Source organism: Chitinophaga arvensicola, assembly GCF_900110835.1.
GTDB classification, from domain to species: domain Bacteria; phylum Bacteroidota; class Bacteroidia; order Chitinophagales; family Chitinophagaceae; genus Chitinophaga; species Chitinophaga arvensicola.
The window spans coordinates 2,855,236-2,866,706 of the sequence record NZ_FOJG01000001.1 but is presented as its reverse complement, the minus strand read 5'-3'; the positions used below and the strand labels follow the sequence as shown (position 1 = coordinate 2,866,706).

The window sequence follows — 11,471 nt, the reverse complement described above, 5'->3', positions numbered from 1 at the left end:
AAAAGGCATTATTTAATCATCATTGAAAATGGGGTTCCTGCGGAAGTAAAAAGTAATGCTCCAGTCGCCCGGCTCATAAATGGCGAAGTTGAGCCCAAACGAAGCGTCTTCCCGGACACCGCCATAACCCTTACGGCTATATCCAAAGGTGCAGAATGCTTTCCCGCTGGCTGCATAGGCCGTTTTAAGACCGGTAAGCGGAATCGGATAGGCTACATCATATACCACCGTACTATCGGTTTGCCTGCGGTTAAATCCATGGAGCAGCTGATCCCACTTCGTGTTGTTAAACATGGCCGGGTTAATGGCATTCCTGTTTTCATCCAGGAAGCGGAAAGTAAGCGTATGACCGGTTTCAGATGCACGGTTAAAATAAACGGATACCAGTGTATCAGTGAAAAGGCTGTCTTTCGTATAGTGCATTTTTTGCAGGAAGCTCGGATGAATCGTATAGGGCACACGGTATACCGGGCCGCTGGCAGGCTGCCGTGTTTCTATTTTACGCTGACGTGTATACGTATCATACTCATATGGTTCGTAAGGGATCTCTTTTAGCGGCCGCAGACGAAAATCTTTTAGTATCCTTTCATTGCCTTTATTAACAATTTTCACATCAAAGGCATAGCCCGTATCCGGGTAAGTTTTAATAAGGGAAGAAGGAGCGGCGCGAAAGATAAAATCACCGGAGCCTTTCCGTATTTCCAGGAAGGGCGCGTTTACCCATACCCGTTTGGCCTCAATTTCACTGAGCGATTTTTCCAGTCCGGTATAATCTCTCTGCCATTCCTGTACCTTCACTGCTTGAAACAGTTCGGCAGCGGGCTTTCCACTACGCAGATCACGGGCGTTTTCAATGGAAAAAACCATCGGAAAAGTGGAACCGTCGGCACTGAACTGGGTTAACTCCAGCATAGTACGACCTAATACCGGTTCGTATATTTCCTTGCGGTTGAAGTTGGCATTCTGGCTGAGATAATCTTTCTTCTCAGGTAGCTTTTTGCAGGCGGTTACCAGGATACTGAGTACCAGCGTGCATTGTAAATAATCTTGCCATTTCATCTGAAAAACATTTGTCGTTTTATATTATTTATTGCTCCCTGACAGCGATATACCGGATTACTTCCAATACCTGGTATTGTTTACCATTGGTATCTGTATAGGTATAGTTCAGATTAAATAAGGATGTTGCAGGATCAAAGAAGCAGGCGCCATGTTGCTCTACCTGTTGGATCACCGACTTAGGTGCCGGCGTCACTGTTACTTTATTGTCGGCCTGCACGGTGAGCCGCATAAAATATTTCAATGCTTTTTTGTCGGCTACTTCGGTTTCTACGGTGTTGGCATTTACAGCGGTGAGTTTCTTTGCATAAAAATTCCACAGGGTAATAGTACCATTGGCCAGCGTGGCAGAGCCATCTGCAAAAGCTTTTGATTCAGAATAGAGATTCTGGTATTCAGCTGCTTTGGCGGAAAAGGTATTGAAACCTACCACATGACTGGGCTCCAGGATAAACACCATGCCGTTGGCCGTATGAATATCAGAGGTAGTAGCATAGGCAGATAACCAATACTTTACAAAGCGGGAGCCATTCATGTGCGACAGGCGCACCACTTCCGAGCCAAGTTGCGAAGCGCCGGAGGCGGTGCGTTGTACCAGCCGCAGATCCATGGCCCGTAACGCCATGCTGATCAGTGTCTTTCCATCCTGACCTGCAAAATCGCCGGTAGCCCAGCTGCCGGTAAACAGGTAATTACCCAGTATGGTGCGCCAGGAAGAAGAATCAATATCATTCAACGTTACCGGCGGTTGTTGCATGGTTTTACGATATACATTATAATTCTGCAATGCCGCCTCCAGGCTTTGATCTGTAGGGGCAAACAGCGTGACCTTGTCTTTCTGCAGCGTTTGTGCAAGCCCGCATTTTTCCAGCATCTGCAATACATTCCTGAAATTGGAAGGTTGCGAACGGAGATATTCATAGGTGGTACCCTGGAAGTTTTGCGCGGGCACTTCCTGCCGGTAGGTATTGTCTTTCTTACAGGATGAACCTGTCAGACAACAGAGCAGCAATAAAACGACGCTGATTTTTCCTTGCATATAATTCATTTATTGTTGCCAGAATTTATTTTGTGTGATTTCACTATTCACCGATAGCACCGCTTTTGAAACAGGCCACCACTGCGCCCCATTGGCAATATCTGCCGGTTTGAGACCGGTGTAGGCGCCCAGGCTTTCGAATCTCACAAGATCATACCAGCGCCATCCTTCTCCCAGCAACTCCCTCCGGCGTTCCTGCAACAAGGCATTTCTGAGCGGCCCCTTTGCAGCAGTATAGTCAGGCAATCCCCTTTGCGCTCTCACCCCGTTCAGCTGCAGGATAGCATCCGCATCTTTTCCGAGAAACAGCAATGCTTCTGCGCGCAGCAGTACCAGCTCTTCATAGCGGAAAACAATAATGGCCGACTGGAACATGCGGAGCGGATTACTTCCGGATACACTCAGTTGTTTGATTTTGGTAAAAAGAGGAATGGGGTTACCAAAGCCGGTGAAATAACTTCCGGCGGCTACGCCACCATCCGTTACTTTAAAACGCTCATCATTGCTTTCGTTAAAGATCCGCAGGATGGTATCGTTAGGAACATAGATATCGGGCGTAATACGCGAAATATAAGGTTCTGCGAGTGACCAGTCTTCAATATGACCACTGCCAGAAGATTCCTGGTAAATATTTTTAAAGGGAAGCGCGAAAATAATATTGTCGCCTGCGCCGCTGAAAGTACCGGCATCACCTGTAAGTCCGGCCGTATTTACAAACGTATAGCCCCCTTTCGACTTATTATCTATTGCCAGCCGTGTATACTTTTCCGTAGTGAGATAATCGCCCTTCCAGGCTGCTATGTGGGCCAGTAATGTATAGGCGGCGCCTTTAGTGGCAACTATTCCTTTCCATAGCGAGCCGGGTTGTGCCCAGTAAGGCGAGGGCATTTCAGGGGATATATCACTGTAGTTCCAGGGTAACCCCGCCAGCGCCACAGTGGCATCCTGAGCAGCCAATTCCAGTACTTTATCTGCCGGCGACCTTTTTACGGGTGTAAAATTTCCATCACCGGTATTGGTCAGTAACGGCACATCTCCCCAGATACGCACAAGATAGAAATAGGTGAGCGCCCTCATAAAACGGACATTGGCAATGTCCAGTTTCATTTCCTCCGCCGTATAACGGAAGTCGTTCTTATGTACCAGCGATAATTTTTCGAGACAAAGATTAGCCTGTGCAATAGCTGCATAAAAGCGGCGCCAGTTCTTCCATTCTTCCAATGCTGTGGAAGTGGCATTCAGCTGGTTGGATGTTACCGCATTCAGATCGCTGCGGGTAGTGCTTTTAAAATCGCCGGCGCGCATTTCCCCATATACAAGATAGGCGTTATTATCAGCAAGTGCCGCACGAAACAAACCATACGTGGCAAATACAGCGGAACGGGCATCATTCTTTGTGGTCCACATATGCTCCTCCGGCACCAGGTGGGTAGGATCTACCTCCAGCGTATGTTTACAGGCAGTGGTAAACAGGGTCGCCACCAGTAATATTTTTATCGTTAAATGAGATCTGTTCATAATAAACTTTTAAAAATCTGCGGTGATGCCAATGGTGAAAGTGCGGGGTAACGGTTGCGCATATCCGCTGCTGTAGCCAAAATAATCTGCCAGCGATGGATCTCCGGCGGTGTAAGGCGATAACGTAAATACATTCAGCGCTGTAACATAAGCCTGGAGCTTACGCAAACCGGTATGCTTTATAAAGCTTCCTCCTGCCAGGTCACGTCTGAGAGTAAGCGACTGCAGTTTCAGCCAGGATGCTTTCTCATAAAACAATGTCTGCTCCGCCTGGTAAGGCTTCACCAGGCTCCAGGGATTATAATGCGGATACTTGCCGGCGCCGGGAACCTGTTGCCAGAAAGTAATCTCTTTTATACCTGCCAATCCTTCCGCACCTTCCCGGTTGGCAAAGTCAAAGCGGTTAGCCACGGCGCTGTTCAACAGGTAATTTCCCACTGCAAAAGAAAAAGATGCATCCAGCGACCACTTTTTATACTGCAGCGTATTGTTCCAGCCACCACGTAATGGTGGTGTAGTATGGCCCTGCATCACACGGTCCTTTTCATCGATCACATAGTCGCCGTTCTGGTCTTTCCAGCGGGGATCGCCGGCATGTAAAGCCAGTCCGTTATAGGTCAGTACTTTTCCTTTATCAGATACCGGTATTTCATTATCATTTTTGTAGATGCCTTCATTTTCCAGTAACCAGAACTGGTCAACAGGTTTGCCAGTTTCCAGGTGACGCTGCCCATAATCCATGGTGGTGAGGCCGCCGGGGAGCTGCAACAGTTTATTGCGGTTGTACTGCATCACGATGCTGCTGGACCAACGCCATTGTGATAAGCGGAAATTCCCCTGCAAACTGAGTTCAATACCGCTATTGCGTACATCCATGCCATTGAGTACTTTACCTTTGAAGCCATAGGCGGGATCTACCGGCACCTGTATCATCAGATCCCTGCTGGTGCGTGAATAGATATTTACATTGGCAGACAACCAATGAAAAGCCTGCATACGCAGCCCGAGATCCAGGTGTTCATCATAAGGCCATTTAACGCCACCTCCCGTATAGCCGTTGTCGTAAGGCATGCCCAGGGTGGGCATAGAACCGTAGGTAGATATTTTACTGGCGCCTGTCCAGCCGATCCCCACGGTATAATAAGGTCCATAACCATACATATCCGTAGCGGGCATCCTGGCGGTGCGGCCGGCGCTGATTTGCAGCTCCAGCGCATCCAGGGCGGCAGCATTACGAAGCCAGTTTTCCTGCTTCATATTCCAGCTGAAAGAAGCTACCGGTGAAACGGCCCACCAGTAACCATTACCGAACATAGAGGAACCATCGCTGCGAAGGGATACCGTAGCGGTGTATTTATGCTGCCAGTCGTAGGACACATTACCATAAAAAGACAGCGTTCTTTGCTTCAGGTAGTCTTTATACGCATACGTCAGTGTTTTATCATGCGTAAGCCAGAAAGAGCTATCCGTCTGTACTTCCGGGATTTTTATAAAATCTGAAGGACCCCGGTAAGCACGGATATAATCGTATTTCAGTTGATCTTCTTCAAGTGTTTGGCCGGCTTGTGCATGCAGGTGCCCCCGATCATACGACAAATAATTATTCCAGCGTATACGCCTGTTAACGCCTGTAAAATAAGCGTTGTAGCTGTTGGCATCATTCAGGGAAGCAGGAACAAACAGGTCGCGGTTATTATCATTATAATCAATCGAAGCCTGTGTATGGATGCTGAGCGTTTTCATCAGATCATACCGCACATCAATAGCTGCCTGGATAGCATTGCCCAGGTTACGGTCTGTTCCGTTATCCAGCAAAGTATAATACTGTCCCAGCCAGGCTTTATTGGGTGATAGCGGATACTGCTGGTTGGTATAGTATTCCTCTTCTGCCAGCCGCTCCAGCAAAGACCGGTTGCGGTTTCTGCGGGAAGTAAGTGCCTGCACATAGGTATTTACATACAGCCGTTCTACCGGTATTACGGTCATGTCATAGAATACATTGTAACGTTTCAATGCTGTCTGGTCGGCTACGCCGTTCTCTGTGCGCTCGCCAACACCAAAACGGAAATTTGCACGGTTGCTGCCACCTGCGATGCTGAGTCCTACGCCATGCTGAACAGCGTTACGGTAATACAGATCGTCCCAGTTGGCCGGACCATAATACACGGATTTGGTAGAATCTGCGAGGTAGGCAGGAAAACTTCTCCATTGTGCAGGAGTAGCATATTCGTTATAAAACGGCAGCAGGAATTTACGTTGATAATCACCGTTTGCCGTTTTCACGGATGGCTTTACCGCTACGCCGCCATACGCATTAAACGAAATATGGTATTTGCCCGGCTCCGGATCTGTAGTAGTAATAAGAATCGCACCGTTGGCTGCACGGGCGCCATACAATGCCACCGCTTCCGGCCCTTTCAGCACATGGATCTGCTGCACGTTGTCCATATCTATCAGCGCGTTCACATCAATGCCACTTCCAATATCGGTGAAATCAGATTCTTTGATGGCACGTGCATATGGATTATTATTGTTTACAAGCGGCATTCCATTGACTACATACAGTGGCTGGTTACTGTATACATCCCTGTAACCGCCAATGGGATTGGAAATACCCCGGATCAATGTCAGCGGCGATACACCTGGTTCCCCCGAATTACGCAACAGCGTAACCCCGGGCACTCTGCCTTCCAGTAATTGCCCGGTATACAGGTATGGCAATTCCCTTACCGTTTTATAAGACAGTGTATCACCGGCTGCAGAAAAGAAGGCAGTATTCTTCCAGACAGTACGCCTGTACGAAGTATCGCCGGGCGCCTGCTGGCAGTTGCCGGTTTGTGTTCCAAGGATACCAGCGAGGAGCAACAGGATACCAGGCCGGTTAAAGGGTAAAAATAAATTCATCAAGGTGAATGATATTTAGCCAATACAAAAAAATCTCATTAGGGATATGCCATGGCATGCCCTGCAGGCCTGCATCTGCAAGCCTGTTGTATTAATTGACAATGCCCGGAAACTAACTGTCTAAGCGCTGTTCACTGTTCACTTGATTGATAAAACGATGTTCTGATTACAGGTTGTTGTATAAGGGAGACAGAATATTTCAAATACCCCCAAAAAGAAAAAAAATATTTTTTCCGGGAAGTAAATACAATGATGCAGGAGAAAAATTATTGCAGCAGCCACATTACGCCGTTGATATTATCGGCGCCATTGTACTGTCGTTTTAAAGCTGCTGTAAGATGGGGAAGGTTATCGATAGATTCAGATGCCGGATATGTCCAGCGCCGGGGAATAAGGCCATGGTTCTGGTTGGAAGGGCCCGTGATAAAGGCGGGAATACCCGTTCTCCGTTGGTTATAAAATGCTTCCCAACCGGCGTGCTGGAAAAAAGCCAGGTACTTCTGTTGCAGGATCTGCTGCAAACCGGTGGCTGCCTGGTATTGCACAACTGGTTGTGCAAGGTACTTCCGGATGGTATCTGACGGAAGATCATATTCTTTCATAGCTGCACGGATACCTTCTTCATAATAGTTGGATGCAGGAACATCGTGTATCCATCCCCGTTGTATCCCTTCGGCAATGGAAAAATTCACTTCTGCATAACCGAGCAAAATCGTAGGATGCCCGGCAGGAGAAGAAAACCAGTAATGATAATCCGGCAGGGAAAAAAAGCCTTTGCTCGCCGAATCATTCAGGGCGCCCTGCAGGGTACCCGTAGCAGCGCCGCGATAAGAAGAAAAATCATTGTTGTGTAAACTATCTGCATTGTCTATAGCCGCAGGTAAAGCCACGATAAAAAGGCGTGGGTCCCGCAATGCTTTCAAAAGATTGATATAAGTGGCGCCAAGCGGACTTCTTTTGGCATCTGCTTCCGGTGTAAGCGTATAGGCAGGATAATAGTTACTTACATCTGATGTACCGTAAGTGATCTGCAGGTTATCCTGGTTGCTTTCCGGCAAGGGCAGTTTCAGAATACTTGCAAATGTTTCTTTCAACGCCAGCTGCGGATCACCGGCTTTATTACTCAGACTGATCAATACCCGCAGGCGGAATGCATTGATCAGCTTCTGCCATTGTTTGAGATTACCATTAAAGAAAATATCGCCATCCACGGTATAATGCCTGGTAGCATTAAGTATAGCGATGGTATCATGCGCGCGTTGCAGCAGTTGCAGGCATTGCAGGTATATATCGCGCTGCGTATCGTATGCCGGACGGTCAATACCTTGTTCTGCTTTCATGGCTTCGCTCATCGGTATATCCCCTACCTGCGCCGTCATTTTTATATAAAACCAGGCCTGTAAAAAATTAGCCAGCGCATAGTATGGACGCATCTGATCACCACCAATACGGCCGGCTTCTTTTTCCAGTTGCGCGATATTGCGGAGGGCACTGTAATAAAAGGAAGCAGCGCCAAAATCATAACTCTGGTTACCGTAGTAACTATAAGTGATACAGTAATACTGTGCATGACGTTGCGCATCACCCCACGGCTTTTCAAACATAGATTGTTCTATACCCGACAATACCACGGCAGGCGGCGCAATGGTCGCTTTATTGGGATTCTTTTTCAGGTCGTTCATCTTTATACAACCAGTACATACCATCAGCAACAACATACAAATACGCTGCATAACTTAGAATTTTACATTCAGGTTCAGGCCAAAACTCCGCATGGAAGGCTCTTCCAGCTCGCTCTCTGCATTATATGCCCAATGGTCCAGATCTATCTGTTTCAATTGGGCAAAGTACATCACATTACGCATCACCAGCGACAAGCTGGCAGCACTCAATCCCTTTATTTTACCAATGAGTGCGGGCGGCATCCGGTAAGTAAACGTAATACCTCTCAGTTTGAAATATGTTTTACTCTGGTAGTTTCTTTCGTCTGCGGTTTCATAGCTGTTGGCCCAGTTCTGCTCCAGTACCGGCGTGGTGTTGGGCGCAAATTTGCGGGTGTCTGATACAACATTTCCGTGCGCGTCATACTTTACTTCTCCGCTGGTAACAATATCGCCCACGCCTATACGTGTACCTTTATAGCCCGGATCATTGCGGTGCAGCCAGTCCTGGTAACGGTAAATATTATCAGATTGCGGGTTGGCGCCCGACTGCCACATTTTGTAATTGAGCAGGTTAAATATCTTACCTCCAAAACTGCCGTCAAACTCAAGGGTCAGTGATAGCTGTTTCCAGGTAATTGTTTGTGTAGTGCCCACGATCCAGTCGGGATTCGTATAGCCGTAAAATTTATACACCTGTTCATTGATAATGGGTGTACCATCGCTGTGATACAGGATCGCACCGGTGGCAGGATTGCGTTCAAACGGGTTAATGTACAACTGATCCATCCGCTCCCCCACTTTCACACGCATATAATTCGCCAGCGTATCATATACTTTCCGGAGATAACTGATATTACTGCTCCAGTTCATGGCCATATCCCAACGAAGTTGCGGACGTTGTAACGGTGTAGCCTCCAGCGTTAGTTCCAGTCCCCGTCTTTCGGTAACAAGTCCGTTTACTTTACGGTAGTTATAACCGGAGGTGTTGGAGATCGATAAATTAAAGATCTGCGGACCATCTACACTGCGGTAGGCCTGTGTTTTAAGTCCAAGGCGATTTTGCAGCAAACGTATTTCAAGACCAGCTTCGTAGGCAGTATGGAATTCGGGACGGATATCTTTGCTGTAGAGAATATTATCTGTGGCGTAGTTCACAGAGGGAAAACCCTGCCAGGTAGTGCCTTTATCGTAGGTCTGTTCCAGTGAGTAATTCTGAGCGATGGAGGTGGTCAGTCCTTCTCCTACATTTGCCACAGAAGCCGACAGCTTCAGGAAAGAAACCGGTGAAGGCAGCTTCAATATATCAGACAGCACCACACTTACACTTGCCTGCGGATAAAAGTAAGTATCATGATTGGCCGGCATGCTGGAGTTCTTATCTACCCTGCCCGACAGATCGAGGAACAGAAAATTTTTATAGCTGAAGTCGGTCATAAAAAAAGCACTGAGCATCTGCCTGGCGGCCGTATAGTCCTGCGCGTTATCTATCGGCTTCACGGAATTCTGCAACGTATAGATACCCGGAATAACGAGGCCACCGGCCGTATGTGCGCTGCTGTTCTGGTAGTGGATGGTTTGTACATTCACTCCTGTAGTGGCTTTCATGCTCACCTCCGGTAGCAGTGAGCGATGATAGTTGAGCAACAGGGAATTATTGATCTGGTTATAGCGGTTGGCGGTTTCTGCATAGGCGCCTACCTTGTTGAAATCGGCGCCATAGTACAAACCGGATACGGGGTAGTTGGTATGCTGATTCGTAAAGTATCCGTTAAAGGCTGTTTTTAGCTGCATATCCAGCTGATCGTTGAACTGATAAGCCATAGATGCGTAACCCGTAAATACATCCTTGTAAAAAGCTTTCTGATATTCATAGGCATTGAACCAGGGGTTGTTGTAGCGGGTATATTCCACCCATTGCTGTTGCAGCCCTTCTTTGCCGGGATACCAGTAATTTTTCAGACGGGGATCTTTGATATCAAAGTTGCTGCCGCCCCAGATAAGCAATTCGTAGATCGGACTTTCCGGCCCATAGGAAATCTGCGGATAGTTGGGGGCGTATTGTTTGTTGTAGGCCAGCTGTGCGTCTACCCGTACTTTTTTGCCGAGCTTGTAGCCCCCGGACATCATGAAGGTGGTGATACCCAGCCTGGTATTGGGAATACTACCGCGTTGATTCATCTGGGTAAAACTGAGCCGGAAATCGCCCTGTTCGTTTCTACCGGCAACGGCTATATTATTTGTAGCCAGGATACCGGTACGCAAAAAATCTTCCAGGTTGTGATTATTTTTAGCGACCCAGGGAAGCGGTACCAGGTTGCCTGCGGCATCTTTCGGACTGTCCCATTGTGTGATCAGCTGGCCTTCCAGCCGTGGCCCCCAGAGGTTATAATCATAATCGTAGGTACCGCCGCCTTTACCATCTACGAAGGCGTATTTAAAATAGTCGCCCGGGCCGTAGCTATGCTGTGCATGCGGAATAGCCACAGCGCCACTTTGCAGTTCGGTGGTACTGTTCACGGATACTTCGAAACCTTTTTTGCTGCTGGTGCCGCGTTTACTGATCACCTGGATCGCGCCGCGTGCGCCCTCCTGCCCGTACAGTGCCGCCGCAGCAGCACTTTTAAGCACAACTATAGACGCCACATCTTCTATATTGAGATCCCAGGAATCAGAGTTCACCGGCACTCCATCGACCACGATGAGCGGCTGCTTACCACGGAGATACAGTTGCGGGTCATTGTAGAGGTAACGGGAATTGCTGACAGTAAGACCGGCTACTTTTCCAAAAAGCGAGCTATAGGCATTTGCTTCGCGGGATTTCACCATCACAGAGCCTTCTATTTTCAGCTCCTGCAAGGCGTATCCCAGGGAACGGGCTTCTTTTCGTATACCCAATGCTGTTACCATTACTTCGTGGAGGTCGTGTACCTGTTCCTGTGTGGTAGCGGTAGTGGTATCTTTTGCTGTTGTGTGTGTTTTCCGGGAGATGACCACCAGTTTGTTGTCGAGAAAGCGGTAAGTCAGTGAATCACCGAGCAGTTTATCGAGGGCCTTCGACAGGGTGGCGTTACGTACTTTGAGGCTGACGGGCGCGGGGGAAATGAGCCTTGGATTGTATAGAAATCTGTATCCACTCTTTTCCTCCATGTGCGCCAGCATTTTTTCCATGCTGATATTCCGGTAGGAAAAGGTGAACTTTTGCTGTGCTGTGGCATAATTGGTTACCAGCAAAGCGATAAGCGTACAGATCACTAAAAGCGACTTCATATCGGACGCGGTCGGGACAT

The 11,471-nt window shown here is 47.9% G+C and carries 6 protein-coding genes; all 6 read right to left on the bottom strand.

All coding sequences use genetic code 11. From position 1 onward, the window contains the following. Window positions 1-12: 12 nt before the first annotated feature. Window positions 13-1,059, bottom strand: coding sequence for a DUF5007 domain-containing protein (locus BMW79_RS11915; RefSeq protein WP_089894956.1), 1,047 nt, complete (start codon window positions 1,057-1,059; stop codon window positions 13-15). A gap of 28 nt (window positions 1,060-1,087) precedes the next feature. Further along, window positions 1,088-2,098, bottom strand: a complete 1,011-nt coding sequence (locus BMW79_RS11910; RefSeq protein WP_177192129.1) for a BT_3044 domain-containing protein — start codon at window positions 2,096-2,098, stop codon at window positions 1,088-1,090. A 9-nt stretch (window positions 2,099-2,107) separates the two neighbouring features. Further along, window positions 2,108-3,616 (bottom strand): RagB/SusD family nutrient uptake outer membrane protein, encoded by a 1,509-nt coding sequence (locus BMW79_RS11905; RefSeq protein ID WP_089894952.1) that lies wholly within the window; start codon window positions 3,614-3,616, stop codon window positions 2,108-2,110. Window positions 3,617-3,625: 9 nt separating this feature from the next. After that, a complete protein-coding gene (locus BMW79_RS11900) occupies window positions 3,626-6,520 on the bottom strand; it encodes a SusC/RagA family TonB-linked outer membrane protein (protein WP_089894951.1) in 2,895 nt (964 codons plus the stop codon). Between the two features lie 266 nt (window positions 6,521-6,786). Then, a complete protein-coding gene (locus tag BMW79_RS11895) occupies window positions 6,787-8,253 on the bottom strand; it encodes a SusD/RagB family nutrient-binding outer membrane lipoprotein (protein WP_089894949.1) in 1,467 nt (488 codons plus the stop codon). 3 nt (window positions 8,254-8,256) lie between these two features. Beyond that, window positions 8,257-11,451 carry a TonB-dependent receptor plug domain-containing protein gene (locus tag BMW79_RS11890; RefSeq protein ID WP_089894946.1) on the bottom strand — a complete coding sequence of 1,065 codons (3,195 nt, stop codon included), beginning with the start codon at window positions 11,449-11,451 and terminating at the stop codon, window positions 8,257-8,259. Window positions 11,452-11,471: the final 20 nt, after the last annotated feature.